This window comes from Pseudomonas sp. GW823-FHT03E05 (genome assembly GCF_058796855.1).
In genome coordinates this window covers 685304-710432 of sequence record NZ_JBXAJB010000001.1, presented here as the reverse complement: position 1 = coordinate 710432, position 25129 = coordinate 685304, and the positions used below count along the sequence as shown (strand labels likewise).

Below are 25129 nucleotides of genomic sequence, written 5' to 3'. Positions count from 1 at the left end.
TGCGACGGAGTGCCGCCCAGACCGTTCGCAGCCTGCGGCAGCGTCTACACGCTGGTGCGGCTCATGCGGCCCAGGGCCACGCTGTACAACAGCAAGGCCAGGGTCGCCAGGGCGCCACCCGCCAGGCCGACATAGGCAAAGCCCAGCTGCCCGCCGACCCAACTGCCCAGCAGCGCACCGCCGCCAATGCCGATGTTGTAGATGCCGGAGAACATCGCCATGGCCACGTCGGTGGCGTCCGGCGCCAGTACCAGCACCTTGGATTGCAGGGCCAGGCCGAAGCCCATGATCGCCATGCCCCAGAACACACTCAGGGCCACCAGCGACCAGACGTGGCCATTGAGCGGCAACAGCAGGCTCAGGCATAGCGCCAGCAGCGCCACCGCGGTCAGTAGAAACCCCTGGGGGCTGTGGCGGTGCAGCCAGCTGAACAGCAGCGAGCCGATGATCCCGGCGCCGCCGAACACCAGCAGGACCAGGGTCACCACCTCGCCCCCCAGGCCCGCCGCCACCTTGATGAAGGGCTCGATGTAGCTGTAGGCGGTGAACTGCGCCGTCACCACCAGGGCGGTAAGCACATAGATCGCCACCAGCGCCGGGCGCTTGAACAGCAGCGGCAGGCTGCGCAGGGAACCGGAGTTCTGGCTCGGCAGCAGCGGCAAGGTGCGGATCAGCCACAGCACCAGCAGGCCGGCCATGGCCGCGATCACGCTGAACGTGGTGCGCCAGCCCAGGGCCTCGCCCAGCAAGCGGCCCAGGGGAATGCCCAGGACCATGGCCAGTGAGGTGCCGGTGGCCAGCAGCCCGAGGGCCTGCACCTGCTTGCCCGGCGGCGCCAGGCGCACCGCCAGGGACGCGGTGATGGACCAGAACAGTGCATGGGCCAGGGCCACGCCGATGCGGCTGAGCATCAGTAGGCCGAAGTTGCTGGCCAGGCTGGAGAACACATGGCTGACGATAAACAGCCCGAACAGCACCGTGAGCAGCTTGCGTCGTTCGATGTTGCGGGTCAGCAGCATCACCGGCAGCGAGGTCAGGGACACGATCCAGGCGTAGATGGTGAGCATCAGACCGACCCGCTCGGTGGGCAGGTCGAAGCTGGCGCCAATGGCGCTGAGCAGGCCCACCGGCACGAACTCGGTGGTGTTGAAGACAAAGGCCGCCAGCGCCAGCGCGATGACCGGCTGCCAGTTGCCTTGGGGTGTCGCCGCGGAATCACTCATGGGGGGGCGTCATACTCTTTCGATGATGGAACGGGTCCGGGACCCGCTGGAAAAATGCACAACCCGGGCCAGCATCGCTGCTCCCGGATTGCGGGCAAAGGCTCCCAGGCGGAGCCAGGGTGCAGCGCCGCTTCAATTCCCTTGGGCGGTTCGCGCAAAGACCTGCATGGCCAGCGCCACGCCCTGCAGCAGGCGCGCCGCACTGACGCCGTCGCGGGCTTGCACCGACAGCCCGTGGAGCACCGTAGAGTAATAATCGCCCAGGGAAGTTGCATCGCTGTGGCCGGGCAATTCACCCGCCTGCTGCGCGGCTTCCAGGCGCTGGATAATGCTTGCGGTACGCGCCCGGCGATGTTCGGCCAGCCATTCGCGCACGCTGTCGTTGTCGCTTGAGCAGTTCACCGCCGAGGCCACCACCATGCAGCCACGGGGGCCGTCAGCCCGGGTGTAGAGTGCCACCGCCTCTTGCAGCATGCGCTCGATGGCGACGTAGGCGCAGGGCTCTTGCAGGGCCAGGTCGGCGAAACCGCCTTCCTGGCTTTCGTACAGCTCGATGGCCTCGCGAAACAACGCCTCCTTGGAGCCGAAGGCGGCATAGATGCGCGCCGAGGCGATGCCCAGGGCCGCCACCAGGTCGGCCATGGAGGTGGTTTCGAAACCACGGCGCCAGAACAGTTCGAGCGCCTGGCGCAGTGCCTGGTGACGGTCGAATTCGCGGGGTCTTCCAGCCATGGGGGTCGGGTATCTCGTCGGGACAGGGAAGGCGTTCGGTTGAGCCCGAACAGCCGGTTGGCGCAGGGCGCCGGGACGAAATGATATTAGATTTGCGCCGGCCGCGGCCAATTTCCGTGGCCGCGGCCTTGCCTGTGCCCTGCTTCAGTCACGGCCCTCCTGCAGAAACGGCAGCAGCAGCGCGAGAAATTCCTCCGGTGCCTCTTCCATGATGAAGTGCCCGCAGTCCTCGACAATGGCCCCGCGCAGGTCATTGGCATGGCCCTGCAGGGTCAGCAGAGGTGCATCGTTGGTGGCGTGCTCGGCACCAATGGCCAGCACCGGCATGGTCAGCGGCTGCTGCGCGCGCAGCTGATTCTGGCGCACCGTCTCGGGGATCGCCCGGTAATAGGCGAAGCCTGCGCGCAAACCGCCCGGGGCAGCGTAGGCCTCGATGTAGACTTCGGCGGCCACCGCCTCGCGGCGATGGGACCAGTGGTCGAAGATGTAATTCAGGTAGGCCCGCTCGCGCCCGGCGATCAAGGCTTCCGGCAAATCCCGCAGCTGGTTGAACATGAAGTGCCAGAGAAAGATGTTCTGCTCCGGCGCGACGAAAATCGGTGGTGCATCCGCCAGCCCGGGGATCACCGCCTCGGTCAGCGCCAGGCGCTCCACCGCCTGCGGATGGTCGCTGGCCAAGGCGTAGGCGATCCACATGCCGACGTCGTGGCCGACCACGCTGTAGCGCTCGAAACCCAACTGCCCCATCACCTGGTGCAGCACCCCGGCCACATGGCCGGTGTCGTAGCCGTGCTCAGGGCGGTCGGACTGGCCGCTGCCCGGCGGGTCCACGGCAATGGCCTGGAAGCCTTGGGCAGCCAGGGCCTGGATCACCTGACGCCAGGCGTACCAGGTCTGCGGCCAGCCGGGAATCAGCAGCACCGGCCGGCCCGTGCCGGCGGTGACACAGTGGATGCGCTGGCCATCGACGCGCACATAGCGGTGAACCAGGTCGAGGCTGTCGGCCTGGAGGGTGTCAGTCAAAGCGTTCATGGTGTGTTCTCGCTGAGGGGTCAGGCAATGCCGAGCATGGCGTTGATCTGTTGGCGGTCGATCTGCGCGCCGGCGAAGTCGTCGAAGATGCGCTGGGTGACCTGGATCATGTGCCGGTTGATGAACTCGACACCTTCCCGGGCGCCATCCTCCTGATCCTTGAGGCAGCACTCCCATTCCAGGGTCGCCCAGCCCGGGTAGTCGTATTGCGTCAGTTTGGAAAAGATCCCCTTGAAGTCCACCTGGCCATCGCCCAGGGAGCGGAAGCGCCCGGCGCGCTCGACCCAGGCGCTGTAGCCGCCGTAGATGCCCTGGCGGCCGCTGGGATTGAACTCGGCATCCTTGACATGAAACATGCGGATGCGCTCGTGGTAGATGTCCAGGTAACTCAGGTAGTCCAGCTGTTGCAGCACGAAGTGGCTGGGGTCGAAGAGAATGTTGCAACGCGGGTGATGGTCCACCAATTCATAGAAGCGTTCGAAGCTGGTGCCGTCGTGCAGGTCCTCGCTGGGGTGGATCTCGTAGCACAGGTTGACCCCCTGCTCGTCGCAGGCATCGAGGATCGGCCGCCAGCGCCGCGCCAGCTCGTCGAACGCCGTCTCGATCAGGCCTTCGGGGCGCTGGGGAAAGGGAAACAGATAAGGCCAGGCCAGGGACCCGGAAAAGGTCCCCAGCTCACTCAGCCCCAGGCGGCGCGAAGCCTTGGCCGCCAGCTTCATCTGCTCCATGGCCCAGGCCGTTCTGGCTTGCGGATTGCCCCGCAGCGCTGGCGGCGCGAAGTTGTCGCACATCGCGTCGTAGGCCGGGTGCACCGCCACCAGCTGGCCGAAGATATGGCTGGTCAGCTCGCTGATCTGCAGGCCCTTCTGCGCCAGCTGGCCCTTGAGTTCATCGCAGTAGTCCTGGCTCTCGGCCGCCGTGGCGACGTCGAACAACCGCGCATCCCAGGCAGGGATCTGCAGCGCCTTGAAACCCAGGTCGGCGGCCCATTGGGCAATCGCCGGCAAATTGTGGAACGGCGCCGTCTCGGCGCTGAATTGCGCCAGATGCAGGCTGGGCCCCTTGAGGGTTTTCATCGAACTGCTCCCTATTCTTTGTCGGTCGACAAAGAATAGGGATACGCTCTGGCCACGTCAATCATCGCCGTGCAGAAAAGTGTTTGGCCGTGAGGCCGTTCGCCCGTAGGCGCTGGCTTGCCAGCGAAGGCGTCGCAGTGGTCGACAAGGCAAAAAAAAGCCCGCGATGAAGATCGCGGGCCCGGCCGGTATCCATGCAGCATCACGGCCGGCTATACACCTCACGCCCGGCAAAGTAGGTCTTGAGCACCTGGGTTTGCGCCAGTTGCTCCTGGGGCACCTGGAACACATCGCGGTCAAGAACGATCAGGTCGGCCTGCTTGCCCGGGGCCAGGCTGCCGATCTGCTGCTCCAGGCCAATGGCCCGCGCGGCGTTGCGGGTGTAGGCGTAGAACATGGTTTCCCGGTCGATGCCTTCGTCCTTGTTCAACACGCCCTTGGGCCCCTTGCGGCTGATGGCCTGGGCGATGGCCTTCCAGGGTTCCGGGGTGCTTACCGGCCAGTCGCTGGCCCCGGCGATGGTGGCGCCGTTCTTCAGCAGCGAGCGGGCCGGGTACATGAACTGGAACTGCATGGCGCTGATGTAGGGCTGGAGCAAATCGATGCTCAGCTCATCGGCGGCGGCCCAGTACAGCTGCATGGAGGCGATCACGTCCAGTGGCTTGAAGCGGGCGAACTCCTTGGGGTTGACCATCTGCAAGTGGGTGATGGAGTGCACCACCCCACTCTGGCGATCACGCCGCGCCTGCTCGATGCCGTTGAGGGATTCGCGCACCGCGCGGTCGCCAATGGCATGTACATGCACCAGCCAGCCACGGGCATCGGCGGCGCTGACCAGCTCGCCGAAATGCGCCGGGTCGATCAGCAGTTCGCCGTCCTTCTTCGAGTTCTTGTAGGGGGTCAGCAGGGAAGCGGTCTGCGCCGGAAACTCGGCGACACCGTCGGCGAAGATCTTGATCCCCGGCAGGCTCAGGTTCGGCACCCCGAGGAACTGCTGGCGCACCTGCTCCAGCACCTCCAGGTCCGCCGGGCGGCTCTTGGGATTGGCCACCATCAGGGCCGCGACCCGCAGGGTCAGCTCGCCCTTCTGCGCCAGCGCCTTGTACACCGGCAGCACACCGACGGTCTGGGCCGTGGGATGCATGGCGAACAGCGCGTCGCCCGGGGTGGCGTTGGCCGCCGGGTCCATCAGCGCGGTGATGCCCAGGCTCAGGTTGAGGTCGCGGGCGGCGCGCCCGGCGTCGAGCAACTGCTCGAAGCTCGGCGGCGGCAGCTGCGAGGTCAGGGCCGAGAGCCCGGCATCGGCGACAAAACCGTTGGGGCTGCTGTCCGGGTGATGGCCGATGGTGGCCTGGGCCTCGCCCTGTAGCGCCTTGACCCGCGCGGCGTCTATGCCGCCGCGCTTGAGCATGGCGCGGTTGGCCCAGCCGGTGTGGTAGTCCCAGCCAACGAACAGAATCGGTACATCGGCCCATTCGCCCTGGTTGAAGCGCTGTTCCAGGGCGTCCACCTGGCTCCAGTAGGTCGAGGGAAAACCGCTGACGCTGAGGATCTCGCCATGCCGCGCCTTGCCGTCATCGCGCCAGCCGCGCAGGCGCTGTTCCAGCTCGTCCAGGGGCAGCTGCTGGCTTTCCAGGTCGGCGGCCTTGAGCTTCAGGCCCCCGAAGATGGCATGACTGTGGCTGTCGATGAACCCCGGCATCAGCACCTTGCCCTGCAGGTCGATGACCTGGGTGCCCGGGGCCTTCAGCGCCAGCACCTGGACATCGCTGCCGACCATGACGATGCGCCCCTGCTCCACCGCCACCGCCTGTTGCAGGGGCTGGCCCTGCTCGGCGGTGAACACCTTGGCGTTGTGCAGCACCAGGTCCACCGCGGCCTGGCTGTGCAGCGAGACCAGGGCCAGGGCCGAGGCCAGCGTGATATTCAGCGTCTTTTTCATTGTTGTTCGCACCCTTGGCTCAGAATGCGCCAGAGACTAGCCAAGTCACCGGTGCTTAAGAATACTGCTTCGCGCAACCCATCCTTTCCAAAGAGGCAAGACTGCAATGGACCAGCTGGGCGCCATCACCATGTTCGTGACCACGGTCGATCAGGGCAGCTTCACCCGCGCCGCCGCGTGCCTGGGCAAGACCACCTCGGCCCTGACCAAGGCAGTGAGCCACCTGGAGAGCCAGCTCGGCACCCGCTTGCTGGAGCGCTCCACACGCCGGATCGCCCTCACCGAGGCCGGGCATATCTACCTGGCCAGCGCCCGGCAGGTATTGCGCCAGCTGCAACAGGCCGGGGAAGACATCGAGCGCCTGCAGCAGGAAATGTGCGGCACCCTGCGCCTGGTGGCGCCGCCCTCCTTCGCCCCGGCCTTTCTCAATGGCGCCTGCTACGGCTTTCTTGAGCAGTACCCGCAGATGCGCCTGGACGTGGAGCTCACCGACGAATTCGTCGACCTGCAAAGTGGCGGCTATGACCTGGCCGTGCGCGACGGGCCGGTGGAACTGCCGGACCTGATCGCCCGCCCGTTGACGGCCAACCGCATCCTGCTCTGCGCCAGCCCGCGCTATCTGCAGCGCCAGCCCTTGCCGGTGACCCCGGCGCATTTTGCCGAGCATGACTGGCTGATCTTCCGTCACCCGGCACTGAACCCGCATTTCTGGCGCTTCACCTTGAATGGCGAGCAGCAGCGTGTGCCCCAGCCGGTGCCGCGGCTGGCCAGTGACAATTACGATTTCCTGTTCGGTGCCCTACTGGCCGGGCTGGGCCTGCAACTGTGCCCGCAGTGGAGCGCCGCGCCCTACCTGCGTCGCGGCGAGCTGGTGCAACTGCTGCCCGAGGCGCAGCTGGACCCGGAGCAGTTCGGCCCGAGGATCCATGTGATCTACCCCGCCCACCGGCGCCAGACGCGCAAGCACCAGGCGTTCATCGAATGCCTGAACCGCTACCTGGACGAGCAGCAATTGCATTGATGGGCCAGCTCCCGGCCCATCTGGCACTGGCAGCCCCGTCGAGTGCTGCCGCAGCCACCACGGGTCGGATTGCGCCAGAGCCCAGGCACACCCTCAACCAGTGGTTTGGCCGGGCAATGAATACTGGGGCAAATAGGCTTTTGCGATTGAGTGAATATCTCATCATGAATGTGACTAAAGACCTGGTGAAATCAATTCATTAGTACTCAATTAATAGCTCGACATAAGATGCGCCTCAATAATAGACAACATAAAGACTACCGAGCAAAAGCAACCAGGCACAAAACTGGAAAGCACTGAAAGCCAATAAACAAGTTCAGGACTTATCTCGGAAATCAGGATGCCAGATCACAATGAACAACGATTTCACATTCACCATCAAGAGCATTTGCTTCGACGAAGATTATCACCCGTCCGAGAATACGCGCATCACCACCAACTTTGCCAACCTGGCCAGGGGCAAGAGTCGCCAAGAGAACTTGCGCAATACCTTGAGGATGATTGACAACCGCTTCAATGCCTTGGCGCATTGGGATAACCCCAAGGGCGATCGTTATGCAGTCGAGCTTGAAATCATCTCCGTGGAGATGGACATCGACACTCGAAGCAGTGGCCATGCCATCCCCCTGATTGAAATATTGAAAACCAATATTTTCGATCGAAAGACCAACGAACGCTTTGAGGGCGTTGTAGGAAACAACTTTTCCTCTTACGTACGGGACTACGACTTCAGCGTGCTGTTGCCGGAGCACAACAGGGAGCGACCAAAGTTCAGCATTCCGGAAAACTTCGGAGAGCTGCATGGAAAGCTATTCAAGCACTTCATCAACTCCAGCACTTACAAGGAAAACTTCAACAAGCCACCGGTGATCTGCCTGAGCGTTTCGAGCAGCAAGACCTACCATCGGACTGAAAACCAGCACCCTGTACTGGGCATTGAATACCAGCAGGACGAATACTCTCTAACAGATGAGTACTTCAACAAGATGGGGTTGAAAGTTCGTTACTTCATGCCGTCCAACAGCGTTGCGCCTTTGGCTTTCTACTTTGCCGGCGATTTGCTCAGTGATTACACCAACCTGGAACTGATCAGCACCATCAGCACGATGGACACCTTCCAGAAGATTTACCGGCCAGAGATCTACAATGCCAACTCTGCAGCAGGCAAATCCTATCAACCGAGCCTGAAGCACCAGGACTATTCATTGACTCGAATTGTCTATGACCGAGAAGAACGTAGCCGCCTGGCGATTGAGCAAGGGCAGTTTGTCGAGAACAACTTCATCAAGCCATACCAGACCATTCTTGAGCAGTGGTCCGCCAATTACGCTCTTTGACTCATCAAAAATACAAGGTCACCCATGATGAAAAAGTTGTTACCCACTTCAACTGCCGGCAGCTTGCCTAAACCTTCCTGGCTTGCACAACCTGAAACACTCTGGTCGCCCTGGAAGTTGCAAGAGGAAGAACTGGTTGAAGGCAAGCAGGACGCCTTGCGCTTGTCACTGCAAGAACAACAGCAAGCAGGCATTGATATCGTCAGTGATGGCGAGCAGACACGTCAGCACTTTGTCACGACGTTCATCGAACACCTCAGCGGCGTTGATTTTGCAAAACGTGAAACCGTCAGGATTCGTGATCGCTATGATGCGAGCGTCCCCACGGTGGTGGGGGCTGTCAGTCGCCAGAAGCCGGTTTTCGTGGAAGATGCCAAGTTTCTGCGCCAGCAGACCGAGCAACCCATAAAGTGGGCGCTGCCAGGCCCGATGACGATGATCGACACGCTTTATGACAGCCATTACAAAAGCCGCGAGAAACTGGCCTGGGAATTCGCCAAGATCCTCAACCAGGAAGCCAGGGAGCTGGAGGCGGCCGGCGTGGATATCATCCAGTTTGATGAGCCCGCCTTTAACGTCTTCTTCGATGAAGTGAATGACTGGGGTGTGGCCACCCTGGAAAGGGCCATTGAAGGTCTTAAATGCGAAACGGCGGTGCACATTTGCTATGGCTATGGCATCAAGGCCAATACGGACTGGAAAAAGACCCTGGGCTCAGAGTGGCGGCAATATGAAGAGGCGTTCCCCAAGCTGCAGAAATCCAGTATCGATATCGTCTCGCTGGAATGTCACAACTCTCATGTCCCAATGGATCTCATTGAACTCATCAGAGGCAAGAAGGTGATGGTCGGGGCCATTGATGTGGCCTCCAACACCATTGAAACACCCGAGGAAGTGGCCGACACCTTGCGCAAGGCATTGCAGTTCGTGGATGCCGACAAGCTCTATCCCTGCACCAACTGTGGCATGGCGCCCTTATCCCGTGGCGTGGCAAGGGGCAAGCTGAAGGCTTTGAGTGCCGGCGCAGAAATCATCCGAAGAGAACTCTCGAACCTGCGCTGAGCTAAAGCCGCAAGTGGTGTGCCAGAGGGGTGAGGCAGTGGATTGAAAAGCCGCCGCTTCACCCCTCTGCGCGCTGTCGGACAGTACCCAATATTCAGGACCCGCCATGTCACTTCCCAGTACGGCTATCGAGCCAATGCGCTTTCGCGAAGCGCTCGGGCACTACGCATCCGGCATCACGGTGATTACCTCACAGGTTGATGGCGAGCCGCTCGGCTTTACGTGCCAGTCGTTCTATAGCGTGTCGATGAGCCCGCCGCTGGTGTCATTCAGCGTCATGTCCAGCTCGGCCAGCTACCCCAAGATTCGTCAGGCGGGCCGATTCATGGTCAATATCCTCTCAGGCGAGCAGGTCAGGATTTCCAACCAGTTCGCAAGCAAAGGCACGGACAAGTGGCAGGGAGTTCAATGGCAGGAATCGCCGCTGGGCAACCCGATCATTGCCGGCAGCCTGCACTGGCTCGATTGTGAAATTCATGCCGAACACGTCGCCGGTGACCACCTGATCGTGATCGGTGAAGTCAAGGCGCTGAACCTGCAGCAAGCGGCGGCTGCGCAGCCATTGCTGTATTTCAAAGGACAATATTGCAACCTCGCGGCCCCGGGCGCGGTGTGAACCCTGGCCGGCGCTCCTTCGCTGAGGGCCTGTTTCAGACAGCAAGGTTGCTTGTGAATCGCAGGGACGCTGGCGCCCCGCCTGCGCTCACTCTTGTACCGGAATCTGCCGCAACGGCTTGACCGACTTGAAGGAAAAGCTCGAATAGATCTCCTTCACCGCCGGCAGGGTCTGCAACACTTCACGGGCGAATTCGCCGAAGGATTCCAGGTCCTTGGCCAGTACTTCGAGGAGAAAGTCGTAGCGCCCGGAGACGTTGTGGCAGGCGATGATTTCCGGGATCTCCAGCAGCCTCTGCTCGAAGGCCCGGGCGGTGTCCTGGGAGTGGGATTCCATCATCACGCTGACAAAGGCGGTGACCCCATAGCCCAGCGCCTTGGGCGAGAGGATCGCCTGGTAACCGGTAATCACCCCGCTCTCTTCGAGAATCTTCACCCGGCGCCAGCACGGCGAGGTGGTCAAGGCGACGCTGTCCGCCAGCTCGGCATTGGTCAGCCGGGCGTTGTCTTGCAGGGCGATCAGCAGGGCTTTGTCGATACGGTCCAGATCGAGAGGCATGTCTTACCTTTTTATCTTATTTTTATGGTTAATTATTCCAATTATTCGGTTTTAAAGGGCCGATATTGGAAATTATTGCGCCGGATTTGAGCATAGCATTAGAGCAAATCCGGGAGCGTTCACCATGAACAATAAAAACAGTGACCTTGGTTTTTCCACCCGTGCCATCCATCACGGCTACAACCCCCAGGAGCATCAGGGCGCGCTGATCCCGCCGATCTACCTGACCTCCACCTTCACCTTCGCCACCGCCGAATACGGCGCCGGCTGTTTTGCCGGTGAAGAACCCGGCTACTTCTATACCCGCATCGGCAACCCGACCCTGGCGTTGCTGGAAGCGCGCATGGCCGCCCTGGAAAACGGCGAAGCGGCCGTGGCGTTCGGCTCCGGCATGGGGGCGATTGCCGCGACCTTGTGGACCCTGCTGCGCCCGGGCGACGAGGTCATCGTCGGCCAGACTTTGTACGGCTGCACCTTTGCCCTGCTGCACCACGGCCTTGGCGAATTCGGCGTCAAGGTACGCCATGTCGACCTGACCGACCTGGGCGAGCTGCGGGCGGCCATCGGCCCGGCCACGCGGATGATCTATTTCGAAACCCCGGCCAACCCCAACATGCAACTGGTGGACATCGCCGCCGTGGCCCAGGTGGCCCGCCAGCATCCCGGCCTGCTCGTGGCGGTGGACAACACCTACTGCACACCTTACCTGCAGCGCCCGCTGGAACTGGGCGCCGACCTGGTGCTGCACTCGGCCACCAAGTACCTCAGCGGCCATGGCGACATCACCGCCGGCATCGTGGTCACCGGCCAGGCCCTGGCCGAACGCATCCGCCTGCAGGGCCTGAAGGACCTGACCGGCGCGGTGCTCTCGCCCCAGGACGCTTTTCTCCTGATGCGCGGCCTCAAGACCCTGGCCCTGCGCATGGATCGCCATTGCGCCAACGCCCAGGCCGTCGCCCAGTTCCTCCAGGACCACCCCGCCGTGGCCTGGGTCGCCTACCCGGGGCTGGCATCCTTTGCCCAACACGCCCTGGCCGCAAGACAGATGAAGCTGCCCGGCGGCATGATCGCCTTCGAACTCAAGGGCGGGCTGGCCAGCGGGCGACGCTTCATGAACGCCCTGGGGCTGTTCAGCCGCGCGGTCAGCCTGGGGGATGCCGAATCCCTGGCCCAGCACCCGGCGAGCATGACCCATTCCACCTACACCCAGGAGGAACGGGCCGAACACGGCATCGCCGAGGGCCTGGTACGGCTGTCGGTGGGGCTGGAAGACATCGCCGACCTGCTGGCCGACATCGCCCAGGCCCTGGACGCCAGCGCCGAACCCGCGCGCCCCACCCTGGAGGCCGTGGGCCGGATCGGCAAGGCCCTGCCTTGAGCAGGATCAGCACATCTGGCGGCAAAGCCGACTACAACACCCTGCCGGCGCCCGAGCGCCGGCAGTCCAGGCAACACCCGCAACACCCTTAGAACCGTAACCCACAGGAGTGGAACAACCCATGAGTCGTATCAATAACAAAGCCACCCAACTGCTCAGCGCCATGATCCTTGCCGGCCTGGCCTGCCATTCCATGGCAGCCGACAGCATCCGGATCGGCATCGCCGGGGCCAAGACCGGCCCGGTGGCGCAATACGGTGACATGCAGTTCAGCGGCGCGCGCATGGCCATCGAGCAGATCAACGCCAAGGGTGGCGTCGACGGCAAGCAACTGGTGGCCGTGGAATACGACGATGCCTGCGACCCCAAGCAAGCGGTCGCCGTGGCCAACAAGGTGGTCAACGACGGCGTCAAGTTCGTGGTCGGACACCTGTGCTCCAGCTCCACCCAACCCGCGTCGGACATCTACGAAGACGAAGGCATCGTGATGATCACCCCGGCCGCCACCAGCCCAGAGCTCACCGCCCGTGGCTACAAGATGGTGTTCCGCACCATCGGCCTGGACAACGCCCAGGGCCCGGCGGCGGCACGCTACATCGCCCAGCTCAAGCCGACCAATGTGGCGGTGCTGCACGACAAGCAACAGTACGGCGAAGGCATTGCCAGCTCGGTCAAGGACATCCTCGGCAAGGAAGGCATCAAGGTGGCGATGTTCGAAGGCATCAACGTCGGCGAACGCGACTACTCCTCGATCCTGGCCAAGCTCAAGCAGGCCAATGTGGATTTCGTCTACTTCGGCGGCTACCACCCGGAAATGGGCCTGCTGTTGCGCCAGGCCAAGGAAAAGGGCCTGACCGCACGCTTCATGGGGCCTGAAGGCGTGGGCAACGACTCGATCTCGCAGATCGCCAAGGACGCTTCCGAAGGCATGCTGGTGACCCTGCCCAAGTCCTTCGACCAGGACCCGGCCAACAAGGCCCTGGTGGAGGCCTTCGAAGCCAAGAAGGAAAACCCCAGCGGCCCGTTCGTGCTGCCGTCCTACTCGGCCGTGGAAGTGATTGCCGGAGGCATCGCCGCAGCCAAGAGCGAAGACCCGGAAAAAGTCGCCGAGGCGATCCACAAGGGCACCTTCAAGACCCCCACCGGCGACCTGAGCTTCGACGAGAAAGGCGATCTCAAGGACTTCAAGTTCGTGGTCTATGAGTGGCACTACGGCAAGCCGAAAAGCGTAGCGGCGGAAAACGCCGGGCTCTAAGCCGGGCACCGGGTGCCGCCTGCCAGGGCAGCGGCGCCCTACCCGTTTCAGGTGCAAGGCCTGAAAGAAACTCTGCACACCGCTTGAACAACGCCTTTCAAGCCAGACTTAAAGCACTAATTCCCGAGTATTCTAGTTGGGAACAACTTAAAGAACGGGTAACAACAAGGATCGCTTCGGGTAACACTTTCCAAAGCCTCTGCTTATACTCCAGAACCCTCCCCGTGGAAGCGGCCCATGCTTCCCGCCCAGGAAGATCGTTAGCCTGCTTTGTTTTCTTCTGAACTTTTCACTGCCGTCTCCCGCTCAACTAGAGCTCGTGATGAAAGGGCCTGAAAAGCCCGAACTAGAGGACTTTCGCGAGCAGCGCAATAACCCCCGCCCACCCGCCGCAAGCCAGCATTCGATATGCCTCAAGGCCTGTATCTTTAGTGCCAAGCCGCCAGGCATGAGGCTTACCGCGCTGCGCTTATGCAGCAACTAAAACGTTAAAGCACAAGACTGTGACGCGCATCGAATGTTACCGATCAAGATGAACTTAATGTTACCGACCAAGTAAAAAAAGATAAGCCGCAAACCCACTAACACCGGGAAGTAGTTCCTCTTTTTTCATGGATAGAAATACTGTTTGCTAACTAAATTCGATTTTGTATATCGTGCGCAACATCAAATTGCCAGCTGCGGAAAGTACTTCTGCCAGGCCTCTTTTCAAGGAGCGAAGAACATGGAACCCTTTCTCGGCGAGATTCGTCTGTTCCCCTGGTCCTGGGCCCCACAAGGCTGGCTTTTGTGCCAGGGGCAGATCCTCGACGTCGCGAACTATACGGCGCTGGCCAGCCTGCTCGGCGATCGCTACGGCGGCGACGGTAGAACCACCTTCGGCCTGCCAGACCTTCGAGGCCGCGCAGCCCTGGGGGAAAACCCTGTCGTGTCGACCAGCCCTGTGCTGGGGGTACATGAACTGGGCAGCATGGACGGCGCCGAGTGGGTCGCACTGACCCTCAACAACCTGCCCGCCCACAACCATGTCGCCAATGTCGCGGTCACCGCCGGCACCGGCGGGCCGGCGGGAAATATTCCCGCCATCAGTTCGACGTCCAAAGGCGCCGTATCCAAGCCCACCTATGTCGCTTATGCCGACAAAGATCGCGTGACGATCAACCCGACCACAGTGGTGACCACCCTCGGCTATCCACTGCCGAACATGCAGCCGTCGATCGTCGGCAACTTCTGCATTGCCGTCACCGGCACCTACCCACCCCGGGCCTAACGACTAAGGATAGTGATATGTCTGATGCATACCTCGGAGAAATCCGCATGTTTGCCGGCAACTTTGCCCCCAGGGGCTGGGCCCTGTGTAACGGTGCGCAACTGTTGATCCGGAACTTTGAAGCCCTTTACTCCCTGATCGGCACGACCTACGGCGGTGATGGCAGCAACACCTTCTACCTGCCTGACTACCGCGGCCGTACCCCCATCGGCCAGGGCAATGGACCCGGCTTCACACCCCGGGCCCTGGGCCAGGCCGTAGGGACCGAGCAAGTCACCATGAGTGCGCTCAATACCCCACCGCACATCCATGGCTTCCAGGTCAGTTCCAGCGAGGTCACATCCGCCAACCCGCTCCCCGCCAACCAACCGGCCAATAGCTACACCTTTGGCAAGTTCAAGCTTGAAGGCAGCTTTACCGGCCTTTACAGCAAGGGCGACAGCACATCGGCGGTGGTCAGCATGAGCCCCAACTTTCTTAGCCCGGCTCTGGGTATCCCCAATAAAGCAGTCGAGCCACACAGCAACATGATGGGGTCCCTGGCGATCACCTACATCATCTGCCTGAACGGCTACTACCCACAAAAGCCCTAGTTTCTCTTAACTTCAGGAATGCTCGACCATGGACGCTTTTACTGGTGAAATCAGGCTCTTTCCCTTCAACTTCGCTCCCGATAACTGGGCCGTCTGCGACGGCAGCACGTTGCTCGTGCAGAATTACCCCGCACTGTACTCCGTGATCGGCCTCACTTATGGCGGTACTGCCGGGACCAGTTTCAATCTGCCCAACCTCAAAAGTCGCGTCACCATCGGCACCGGCCAGGGCGCCAACCTGACCAATCGATCCCTGGGCCAGGCCGTGGGCGGCGATACAACGACCTTGTTGCCAGCACACTTTGCGCCCCATACCCATCACGTACTGGCCAAGGACGGCACCGACACCACTGGCGCCCTGGACCTGGCCAATGGCACTGCCTACCTGGCACAACCACGGGGTGTGCGCTTGTACAACGGCACAGTGCCGCCCGCCGCTGCTCCGGGACCAAGCCTGCATCCAAGTACGGTGACCACGAACGGTACGGAGGCGGCGAAGACAGGTTCGACGCGCGATGTGATGCAGCCTTTCCTGACCCTGCGCTATTGCATCTGCCTGAACGGCGAGTACCCACAGCAATCGTGACCAGATCATGCCTTGACTCTCTCCTGCAGGTCACGCTGCCGGCCGGCGCCAGGCTGCGTCCGCAGAGCGCTGACGACCTGGCCTTCCTGCGGGAGCTGTTCGTGTCCCGCCGTTGGGACGAGGTCAGTGCCGTTCCTGGCTGGAGCGACGCCCAACGACGGGCGTTCCTGCACAACCAGGCCGAGTTGCAACGCCAGCACTATGAGCGGCACTACCCCGAGGCGCAGTGGCTGATTGTCGAGCAGGCCGGCCAGCCCATCGGCCGCCTGTGCCTGCATCGGCACGCCACTGAGCAGCGCATCATCGATATCGCCCTGCTGCCCGCCTGGCATGGCCAAGGCCTGGGTACCCGACTGTTGCGGGCGATCCTGGCGCAGGCCGACGCCCAGGGGCACAACAGCAGCCTGAGCGTCGAAACCGCCAGCCGGGCCCGGCGCCTGTATCAACGGCTGGGCTTTGAGCCCATTGAAGAGAATGGCCTATACCTGCAAATGCAGCGGCCGGCACAACGACCGGTCCGTGAGGATCTGGACAACCCCTGAAGCCTGAATGCGTATTACTGCCAGGACGCCCGAATCAGGCAGCCTGCGTATTTTCCACCTTCGTCCTTGACTCCCTTACACGCTGGATGCGACTCAACCAAGCAGGTCGCATGGCAGGAAGCCTTTATGAAAACATCACGCAGTTGTTTCCACGCTTGGCTGGCACGTCCGCTGGCCTTTCTCTTCCTGCTGTTGAACCTGGCCCTGGCTGCCCAGGCCCAGGCCGCAGCGCCAGTGATCACCAGCCCGGTATCGGGCACTACCCTGCCGTCAGTTGCGGTGGGCCAGTCGATGAGCATCCCGATCCTTTCCGTGGGCGGCGCAACACCCCTGGATCAATGGTTCCAGTGCGACATCGACGATCCGGGCTACGATGGCATTACCCCCTGCCTGCCGCCGGGGTTGATCCTCGACTCCTCGCCCCACAGTTCAGCCACCACCCTGCACGGCACACCGACCACCGCCGGCAACTATACCTTCAGCATTTCCCTGAATGACGGCGTTGGCCAGGCTGGAGTCGCCACCTACAACCTGGTGGTCACCAGTTCTGCGGTCCCAACCCTGACGTCGGTCAGCCCAAACAGCGGCAGCATCGCAGGCGCCACCGCCGTCACCCTCACCGGCAGCAATTTTACCGGCGCCACCTCGGTCAGCTTCGGCGGCACGGCGGCCCCCAGTTATACCGTCAACAACGCCACGACCATCACGGCCACCACACCGGCTCATGCCGCGGGCGCAGTGAACGTAACGATCATCACCCCTGGCGGCAGCGCGACCCTGACCAATGGCTATACCTACGCCGTGCCCGCCCCCACAGTCGGCCCGGTCAGCGCCACGGTGGCCGCCAACAGCAGCGCCAACTCGATCACTCTGAGCCTCAGTGGCGGCTCCGCCACCAGCGTCGCCGTGGCCAGCGCCGCCAGCCATGGGACTGCCACGGCCAGCGGCACCAGCATCAGCTACACCCCCACCGCCGGTTTCTCCGGCACCGACAGCTTCACCTATACCGCCACCAACGCCAGCGGCACTTCCAGCCCGGCTACGGTGACCATCACCGTCACCCCGCCCACCCTGGCGATAACACCGACAACTCTGCCCAACGGCACTCAAAGCACGGCCTACAGCCAGACCCTGAGCACCTCCGCGGGCACCGCCCCCTACAGCTACGCGATCACTGCCGGCAGCCTGCCGGCCGGCATGAGCCTGAACACCGGCACCGGTACCCTCAGCGGCACCCCCACTGCCGGTGGTGCCTTCAACCTGACCATCACCGCCACCGACGCCTACAGCGCCACCGGCTCTCGCGCCTACACCTTGTTGATCAACGGCCTGCCACCAGTTGCCAACGCACTGAGCACCGCGGTCGCGGCCAACAGCAGCGCCAACACGATTCCCTTGAACATCACCGGTGGTGCCGCCACCAGCGTCGCCGTGGCCAGCGCCCCCAGCCATGGCAGCGCCACGGCCAGCGGCACCAGCATCAGCTACACGCCGGCCGCCGGTTTCTCCGGTGCCGACAGTTTCACCTACACCGCCACCAACGCCAGCGGCACTTCCAGCCCGGCCACGGTGAGCATTACCGTTGGTGCCCCGAGCATCACCCTGAGCCCCGGTTCCCTGAGCAACGGCACCGCCGGCACGCCCTATAGCGCAACCCTCAACGCCACCGGCGGCGCTGTGCCCTACAGCTACAGCATCACATCCGGCAGCCTGCCGACCGGCCTCAGCCTGAACACCGGCACCGGTGCGATCAGCGGCATACCAAGCGCCGCTGGCACCTCCAACCTGACCATCACCGCCACCGATAACAACGGCGCCACCGGGTCCCAGGCCTACTCGATCACCATCAATATTCAGGCACCGGTTGCCAGCGCCGTCAGCGCCACGGTCGCGGCCAACAGCAGCGCCAACCCGATCCCTCTGAGCCTCAGTGGCGGCGCCGCCACCAGCGTCGCCGTGGCCAGCGCCGCCAGCCACGGGACTGCCACGGCCAGCGGCACCAGCATCAGCTACACCCCCACCGCCGGTTTCTCCGGCGCCGACAGTTTCACCTACACCGCCACCAACGCCAGCGGCACTTCCAGCCCGGCCACGGTGAGCATTACCGTCAGTGCCCCGAGCATCACCCTGAGCCCCGGCTCCCTGAGCAACGGCACCGCCGGCACGCCCTATAGCGCAACCCTCAACGCCACCGGCGGCGCTGTGCCCTACAGCTACAGCATCACATCCGGCAGCCTGCCGACCGGCCTCAGCCTGAACACCGGCACCGGTGCGATCAGCGGCATACCAAGCGCCGCTGGCACCTCCAACCTGACCATCACCGCCACCGATAACAACGGCGCCACCGGGTCCCAGGCCTACTCGATCACCATCAATATTCAGGCACCGGTTGCCAGCGCCGTCAGCGCCACGGTCGCGGCCAACAGCAGCGCCAACCCGATCCCTCTGAGCCTCAGTGGCGGCGCCGCCACCAGCGTCGCCGTGGCCAGCGCCGCCAGCCACGGGACTGCCACGGCCAGCGGCACCAGCATCAGCTACACGCCCACCGCCGGTTTCTCCGGCGCCGACAGTTTCACCTACACCGCCACCAACGCCAGCGGCACTTCCAGCCCGGCCACGGTGACCATCACCGTCAGCGCGCCCAGCCTGGTACTGACCCCGGCGTCCCTGGGGGCCGGCACGGCAGGCAGCCCCTACGGCGCAACCCTCAGCGCCACCGGCGGCACCGTTCCCTACAGCTACAGCATCACCAGCGGTAGCCTGCCGACGGGCCTGAGCCTGAACACCGCCAACGGCCTGATCAGCGGTACGCCGACTACCAGCGGCAGCAGCAACCTGGTCATCACCGCCACCGATGCCAACGGTGCCACGGGCTCACAGGCCTATTCGATCACCATCGCTGCCGTGGCGATCACCGTGCCCGCCTCCAGCCAGATCCTCGCAGCGGGCCAGTCGGCCACCGTCGACCTGACCCAGGGCGCCACCGGCGGCCCGTTCACCCACGCCACCCTGGGCACGGTGACCCCGGCCTCGGCCGGCCGGGCGATGATGATGGGCCCCTTCTCGATGCGCTTCGTGCCATCGGCGGCCTTCGCCGGTACGGCGGTCGTCAGCTTCGGCCTGCACAACCTCAGCGGCTCCAGCGCCTCCAGCACCATGAGCTTCATCATCCAGACCCGTGCGGACCCGACCAGGGACGCCGAGGTCATCGGCCTGCTCAACGCCCAGACCCGCGCCGCGGAACGCTTTGCCAGTACCCAGATGGACAACTTCAACCAGCGTATGGAGCAGTTGCACCAGATGCGCTGCGACCGCAATTCGTTCAACGCCAGTTTGCGCAAGGACGGCAGCAACGTACCGCTGGGCGAGGTCGCCAAGGTGATCAAGGAACAACTGGGAGATTCGGCCAACCAGACCGAGCAGGAAAAACGCGAGGCCGCCGCTGCCGCGCAGGACAACTGCAAGCAGGATGACCTGGCGTTCTGGAGCGACGGTTTCGTCAACACCGGCTCGACCCACGCCCGTGGCGCCCAGGGCAACAGTTTCACCACCCTGGGCCTGAGCGCCGGCGTCGACTATCGGCTGTCGCCCACGCTGATCGCCGGGGTCGGGATCGGCTACGGCAACGACCGCAGCGAGATCGGCAGCAACAAGACCCGCAGCGATGCGGACGCCATCGGCATCGCCACCTACCTGAGCCTGAACCTGGCGCCCCAGGTGTTTGTCGACGGCCTGCTGGGCTACAACCGCATCAGCTTCGACTCGCGTCGCTACATCACGGGCAGCAACGACGACTATGCCCGAGGCTCGCGCGATGCCGACCAGTTGTTCGCCTCGCTGACCGCCAGCTACGAGTACCGCCAGGGGCCATTGTCGCTGACCCCCTACAGCCGCTTGAACGCCAGCGCCACACGCCTGGACGCCTTCAGTGAAAAGGGCGGAGGCATCTACGGGCTTTCCTATGACGAACAAAACCAGCAGAACTTCACCTCCTACCTGGGCTTGCGCACCGGTTACGACCTGATGACCCGGGTCGGCGTGGTTACCCCCAAGGTTGGCCTGGCCTGGGGTCACAACTTCAGTAGCAGCAGCGACTACAAGATGCGCTACACCGACCAGGGCGATGAAGGCCTTCTCTACCGGCTCAAGCCCGATGCCCTGGACCGCGACTTCGCCAGCCTGGACATGGGTGTTGACTTCAACCTCGGGCGTGCCTGGCAAATGGGCTTCTCCTATAAGACCGCGCTGGGTTCGGATGAACGCAACGACAGCCTGCGCATCGGTTTGAACGGGAAGTTCTAGAGGCTGACCACAGGCTAACGCCCCATCACCGGGGCACGCAGAAGGAAATGCTTCCCCTGCCGAGTGACAGGCAAAAAAAACCGCCGCAGCCAGGCTGCGGCGGGTGATGCCACTCAAGGGGGACGGGTCTGCGTTGCGCTTAGCTCTTCGGCAGAGTGCCCGCCTCGATTTCCCCGGCGGTGCGTTCCACTGCGCGGCGGGTCTTGTCCACCAACTCGTCAATGTCGCCACGGCTGGCCACCAGGGCCGGAGCCATGATCATCCGCCCGAGGGTCGAGCGAATGATCACCCCCTCTTCGAAACCCAGGGTGCGGCAGCGCCAGGCGATGTCGTTCTCGTTGGCGAAACGCTTGCGGCTGGCCTTGTCCTCGGCGAACTGCAACGCCGCCACCAGCCCGGTGCCCTGGATCTCGCCGATCAGCGGGTGGTTGCCGAACACTTCCCGCAGGCACTGCTGCAGGTAGGGGCCGGTATCGTTCTTGACCTGGCTCACCACCCCTTCATCGCGCAGGGCCTTGAGGTTGGCGATGGCCACGGCCGCTGCCACCGGGTGCCCGGAATAGGTCAGGCCGTGGGCGAACACCCCGCCCTGCTCCACCAGTACCTGGGCAATGCGCTTGCTCAGCACCAGGCCGCCCATGGGGATGTAGCCGGAGGTCAGGCCCTTGGCGATGGACAGGGTGTCGGGCTCGAAACCGAAATGCTGGTGGGCGAACCATTCGCCGGTGCGACCGAAACCACCGATCACTTCGTCGGCACACAGCAGCACGTCGTACTGGCGGCAGATGCGCTGGATTTGTGGCCAGTAGCTTTCCGGCGGGAAGATCATGCCGCCCGCGCCCTGGAACGGCTCGGCGATGAAACCGGCGACGTTCTCGGCCCCCAGTTCGAGGATCTTCTCCTCCAGCTGGCGGGCGCAGCGCAAGCCGAACTCGGCGGGTGTCAGGTTGCCTTCGTGGGCGAACCAGTAAGGCTCGTCGATATGCGCCACGTCCGGGATCAACCCGCCCATGTCATGCATGAACTTCATTCCGCCCAGGGCCGTGGCCGCCAGGGTCGAGCCGTGGTAACCGTTCCAGCGGCCGATCATCACCTTCTTCTGCGGCTGGCCGAGGATCTGCCAGTAGCGGCGCACGCTGCGGATCAGCACCTCGTTGGCCTCGGAACCGGAGTTGGTGTAGATGGCGTGGCTGTAGTGCCCGGGCAGCAGGCTGAACAGCAACTCGGACAGCTCCACCACCGCCGGGTGGGTGGTGTGGAAGAACATGTTGTAGTACGGCAATTGCTCCAGCTGGGCGCTGGCGGCAGCGGCCAGGTCCTTGCGGCCATAGCCCAGGTTGGTGCACCACAGGCCGGACATGCCGTCCAGGTAGCGCTTGCCGTCGTTGTCCCACAGGTGCAGGCCCTCACCACGGACGATCACCCGCGGGCCCTCGGCGTTCAGCGCCTTCTGGTCGAGGAAGGCATGGATATGGTGCGCGGCGTCGGCGGCCTGGTAATCCTGGGTGCTGCGGGGCGCGGCCGGCTGCGGCTGTTGGTTGGAGGTACTCATGGTCATTCTCCTGCACGGTAGGCGGGTTCAAGGGAAGGTTGGGTTGCCAGGGTCGGTTCGCCGGGCAGCAGCGGTTCGGGAACGAACAGCGGCTTGCGCATCACCAGCTTGATCCAGACCACGGCGATCAGCGAAATCACCCCCAGCACCACGCCGGCACTGCCGAAGATCCGCGCGGTCATCTCGGGGGATGGGGAAACGTGGTAGATCGCAAACAGCATGCCGACGATACCCAGCACCTGGGGCCAGGGGTAGAACGGCGAGCGGAACGGCCGTGGCGCATCGGGGTAGCGGCGGCGCAGGGCGATCACGTCGATGTGCACGACGATATAGGCCAGCAGCCACGCCAGGGCGGCGGCCAACAACAGCAGGCTGATGGAATCCGGGTCCTGGCCCAGCAGCAGGATCGGCAGCCCGGTCAGCGCCGCCACGAACAGCACCGCCACCCAGGGCGTACGGCCACGGGGGCTCAAGCGCTTGAACTGGGGAAAGGCCTGGCCGTTCTGGGCCATGCCGTAGAGCATCCGCGGCAGCGCCGCTAGGGACGAGTTGACCGTGCTGCAGGTGGCGGTGATCACCGCCCCCACCAGGAACAGCTTGCCGGCCTCGCCGAACACCGTGGTGGCGAACAGGAAATGCGGCAGCGGATCGCTGGCCAGTTGCGCCCGCGGCACACAGAGCAAGGCGCCCAGGCAATAGAGGGTAATCACCAGGAAGATCACGCTCAGGCCGATGATCATCGAACGCGGGATATTGCGCTCCGGGTTGCAGGTTTCCTCCACCAGCGGGCAGACGAACTCGGCACCGACAAAGCCCCAGATGGCCATGGCCGCCAGCGCCAGGGCGCCGACTTGCAAGGGGTTCCAGCCCTGGTCCAGGGGCAGTTGCAGGTCGGCCTGGGCACTGCTCACGGCGCCCAGGCCCAGGGTCAGCAGGATCACCACCATCACCACCGCCAGCACCGTCTGCAGCTTGGCGAAGACGTCGATGCCCAACAGGTTGAGCAAGGTGAACACCCCGAGTACCCCATAGGCCACCAGCATCGGCGGCAACGCGCCGGGGTAGACCTTGCCGATGATCAGGTCCAGAAGCAGCAGCTCCGCGGACAGGGCGAACATCGCCACCACCATGTAGCCGGAGAAGGTCGCGAGGATCGCCGGGAAATGCCCGATGGCCACCTCGGTGTAGCTGCTCAGGCTGCCGGCCCGGGGCACCATCAGCGCCAGTTCGGAAAACGACAGGGCATAGGTCAGGGCCAGCAGGTAGGCCAGCAGCAGCGGGATGAAGAAGCCCAGCCCGGCCATCCCCGCCCCTTGCAGCATCAGCACCATCACCCCCTGGGACACCACCAGGCCAACAGCCACCGAGACCAGTGAACCCAGGCCCAGGACCCGGCGCAGGCCGCCCTTGTTGGTGGGGCTCAAGGCCCCCGTCGAGAGATTTGCAGTCATGGCACGCACTCCGTTCTTATTGTTGTTGTGGGCCTGCCGCCGGGGCGGCAGGTGCAGCGGCGCCAGCCCGGCGCCGCAGAGGGTTCACAGCGCTCAGCGCAGCTGGAACCAGGTGGTTTTCAGTTGGGTGTACTTGTCGAAGGCATGCAGCGACAGGTCGCGACCGAACCCCGACTGCCGGCCACCGCCAAACGGCACGGTGACGTCCAGGGCATCCACGGTATTGACCGACACCGTGCCGGCCCGCAAGCGCCCGGCGACCCGGTGGGCGCGGTTGAGGTCGTCGCTCCACAGCGAGGCGGCCAGGCCGTAGACGCTGTCATTGGCCAGCGCAATGGCCTGCTCCTCGTCGTCGAACGGCGTCACCGCCAGCACCGGGCCGAACACTTCTTCCCGGGCGATGGCCATCGCCGGGCCCACGCCGGTGAGGATGGTCGGCTCGATGTAGTTGTCGCTGCCATCGATGCTCAGTTGCCGGCCGCCACAGGCCAGCTGCGCGCCCTGCTCCAGGGCCACCGCGATATGCCCCACGACGCTGGCGGTCTGGCGCGCGTCGACCATGGCCCCGGCACGGCTGGCCGGGTCCAGCGGGTTGCCCGGCCGCCAGTCCCGGGCCTTGGCCTTGAGGCGTTCCACGAACTGTTCATGGATGCTGCGCTGCACCAGCAGCCGCGAGTTGGCGGAACACACCTCGCCCTGGTTGAAGAAAATGCCGAAGGCGGCCTTCTCTGCGGCCAGGTCCAGGTCCTGGCAGTCGTCGAACACCAGGTTCGGGCTCTTGCCACCGCATTCGAGCCAGACCTGCTTGAGGTTGGACTGCGCCGAATACTGCATGAAGAACTTGCCCACCTCGGTGGAGCCGGTGAACACCAGGCAATCCACGTCCGGGTGCAGGCCCAGGGCCCGTCCGGCTTCGCTGCCCAGGCCCGGCACCACGTTGAGCACGCCTTCCGGCAAACCGGCCTCCAGGGCCAGTTCGGCCAGGCGCAGCGCCGAGAACGGCGACTGCTCGGCGGGCTTGAGCACCACCGAGTTGCCCACCGCCAGGGCCGGCGCCAGCTTCCAGGCGGCCATGTCCAGGGGGAAGTTCCAGGGCACCACCGCGCCGATCACCCCCAGGGGCACGCGGCTGATGCTGGCGTGGCTGTTGCGGGCGCCGGGGGCCACCTGATCGTAGAGCTTGTCGATGCTTTCGGCGTACCAGGCGAAGACATTGGCCGCGCCGGGCACGTCGATGTTCCAGGCGTCCATCACCGGCTTGCCCATGTTCAGGCTGTCCAGCAGGGCCAGTTCCTCGCGGTGGGCCAGCATCAGTTCGGCCAGGCGCAGCAGGACCTTCTTGCGCTCCACCGGGGCCATGCGCGCCCAGGGCCCGTGCTCGAAGGCCCGGCGCGCGGCGGCCACCGCCAGGTCCACTTCGGCTGCGCCACAGGCGCTGACCCGGGCCAGCACCTGGCGGGTGGCCGGGTTGATGGCATCGAAGGTAGCGCCGGATTCGGCGGACAACCGCTGGCCGCCGATCAGCGCCTGGTCAATGAATGTTTGTCGGGCAGCCCGCTGCTGCCAGTAACCGAGATCGAACACGCTGCATTCCCTCGTCG

General features: G+C 63.7%; 20 protein-coding genes. 11 read left to right on the top strand and 9 right to left on the bottom strand.

Going from position 1 to position 25129, the window contains the following annotated elements:
• Positions 1–44: 44 nt before the first annotated feature.
• From AC1RCO_RS03175 to AC1RCO_RS03155, 5 genes are all read right to left on the bottom strand, one after another.
• The gene (locus tag AC1RCO_RS03175) at positions 45–1223 is read right to left on the bottom strand and encodes a sugar transporter (protein ID WP_492617375.1); all 1179 of its coding nucleotides are present in this window, start codon (positions 1221–1223) and stop codon (positions 45–47) included.
• Positions 1224–1355: 132 nt separating this feature from the next.
• Positions 1356–1955: a TetR/AcrR family transcriptional regulator gene (locus AC1RCO_RS03170; RefSeq protein ID WP_011061785.1), complete on the bottom strand. Its 600-nt coding sequence runs from the start codon at positions 1953–1955 to the stop codon at positions 1356–1358.
• 144 nt (positions 1956–2099) lie between these two features.
• Complete coding sequence (locus AC1RCO_RS03165; RefSeq protein ID WP_236203819.1) at positions 2100–2987, bottom strand: alpha/beta fold hydrolase; 888 nt, start codon at positions 2985–2987, stop codon at positions 2100–2102.
• 20 nt (positions 2988–3007) lie between these two features.
• On the bottom strand, positions 3008–4063 hold the full coding sequence (locus AC1RCO_RS03160) for a sugar phosphate isomerase/epimerase family protein (RefSeq protein WP_492617374.1): 1056 nt from the start codon (positions 4061–4063) through the stop codon (positions 3008–3010).
• A gap of 202 nt (positions 4064–4265) precedes the next feature.
• Positions 4266–6005, bottom strand: coding sequence for an amidohydrolase (locus AC1RCO_RS03155; protein WP_262212142.1), 1740 nt, complete (start codon positions 6003–6005; stop codon positions 4266–4268).
• Positions 6006–6111: 106 nt separating this feature from the next.
• Between AC1RCO_RS03155 and AC1RCO_RS03150 the strand changes: the two genes are divergently transcribed.
• The 4 genes from AC1RCO_RS03150 (at position 6112) to AC1RCO_RS03135 (ending at position 10041) form a co-directional block, all read left to right on the top strand.
• On the top strand, positions 6112–7026 hold the full coding sequence (locus AC1RCO_RS03150) for a LysR family transcriptional regulator (RefSeq protein ID WP_011061789.1): 915 nt from the start codon (positions 6112–6114) through the stop codon (positions 7024–7026).
• 353 nt (positions 7027–7379) lie between these two features.
• Positions 7380–8363, top strand: a complete 984-nt coding sequence (locus AC1RCO_RS03145) for a DUF1852 domain-containing protein (protein WP_015635975.1) — start codon at positions 7380–7382, stop codon at positions 8361–8363.
• A 27-nt stretch (positions 8364–8390) separates the two neighbouring features.
• The gene (locus AC1RCO_RS03140) at positions 8391–9425 is read left to right on the top strand and encodes a methionine synthase (protein ID WP_026020140.1); all 1035 of its coding nucleotides are present in this window, start codon (positions 8391–8393) and stop codon (positions 9423–9425) included.
• Positions 9426–9531: 106 nt separating this feature from the next.
• Positions 9532–10041 (top strand): flavin reductase family protein, encoded by a 510-nt coding sequence (locus tag AC1RCO_RS03135; protein WP_011061792.1) that lies wholly within the window; start codon positions 9532–9534, stop codon positions 10039–10041.
• An 87-nt stretch (positions 10042–10128) separates the two neighbouring features.
• On the opposite strand, the gene AC1RCO_RS03130 is transcribed toward AC1RCO_RS03135, so the two are convergent.
• Positions 10129–10599: an Lrp/AsnC family transcriptional regulator gene (locus tag AC1RCO_RS03130; RefSeq protein WP_011061793.1), complete on the bottom strand. Its 471-nt coding sequence runs from the start codon at positions 10597–10599 to the stop codon at positions 10129–10131.
• A gap of 124 nt (positions 10600–10723) precedes the next feature.
• Between AC1RCO_RS03130 and AC1RCO_RS03125 the strand changes: the two genes are divergently transcribed.
• The 7 genes from AC1RCO_RS03125 (at position 10724) to AC1RCO_RS03095 (ending at position 20525) form a co-directional block, all read left to right on the top strand.
• Positions 10724–11977: a methionine gamma-lyase gene (locus AC1RCO_RS03125; RefSeq protein WP_015635977.1), complete on the top strand. Its 1254-nt coding sequence runs from the start codon at positions 10724–10726 to the stop codon at positions 11975–11977.
• Positions 11978–12098: 121 nt separating this feature from the next.
• Positions 12099–13232, top strand: coding sequence for a branched-chain amino acid ABC transporter substrate-binding protein (locus AC1RCO_RS03120; protein WP_011061795.1), 1134 nt, complete (start codon positions 12099–12101; stop codon positions 13230–13232).
• A 724-nt stretch (positions 13233–13956) separates the two neighbouring features.
• Entirely contained in the window at positions 13957–14502 is a 546-nt protein-coding gene (locus AC1RCO_RS03115; RefSeq protein WP_492617373.1) for a phage tail protein, read from the top strand.
• Between the two features lie 17 nt (positions 14503–14519).
• Complete coding sequence (locus tag AC1RCO_RS03110; RefSeq protein WP_492617372.1) at positions 14520–15095, top strand: phage tail protein; 576 nt, start codon at positions 14520–14522, stop codon at positions 15093–15095.
• Positions 15096–15123: 28 nt separating this feature from the next.
• Complete coding sequence (locus AC1RCO_RS03105) at positions 15124–15681, top strand: phage tail protein (protein WP_492617371.1); 558 nt, start codon at positions 15124–15126, stop codon at positions 15679–15681.
• On the top strand, positions 15678–16223 hold the full coding sequence (locus AC1RCO_RS03100; protein ID WP_053152325.1) for a GNAT family N-acetyltransferase: 546 nt from the start codon (positions 15678–15680) through the stop codon (positions 16221–16223). Before AC1RCO_RS03105 ends, AC1RCO_RS03100 begins: the two co-directional genes overlap by 4 nt.
• Before the next feature lie 126 nt (positions 16224–16349).
• The gene (locus AC1RCO_RS03095; RefSeq protein WP_492617370.1) at positions 16350–20525 is read left to right on the top strand and encodes a putative Ig domain-containing protein; all 4176 of its coding nucleotides are present in this window, start codon (positions 16350–16352) and stop codon (positions 20523–20525) included.
• A gap of 139 nt (positions 20526–20664) precedes the next feature.
• Here AC1RCO_RS03095 and AC1RCO_RS03090 read toward each other — a convergent pair whose 3' ends face one another.
• The 3 genes from AC1RCO_RS03090 to AC1RCO_RS03080 form a co-directional block, all read right to left on the bottom strand.
• Entirely contained in the window at positions 20665–22077 is a 1413-nt protein-coding gene (locus tag AC1RCO_RS03090; protein WP_210711683.1) for an aspartate aminotransferase family protein, read from the bottom strand.
• Between the two features lie 2 nt (positions 22078–22079).
• Complete coding sequence (locus AC1RCO_RS03085) at positions 22080–23528, bottom strand: APC family permease (RefSeq protein WP_492617369.1); 1449 nt, start codon at positions 23526–23528, stop codon at positions 22080–22082.
• A gap of 93 nt (positions 23529–23621) precedes the next feature.
• Positions 23622–25112, bottom strand: a complete 1491-nt coding sequence (locus tag AC1RCO_RS03080; protein ID WP_123473560.1) for an aldehyde dehydrogenase — start codon at positions 25110–25112, stop codon at positions 23622–23624.
• Positions 25113–25129 lie beyond the last annotated feature (17 nt).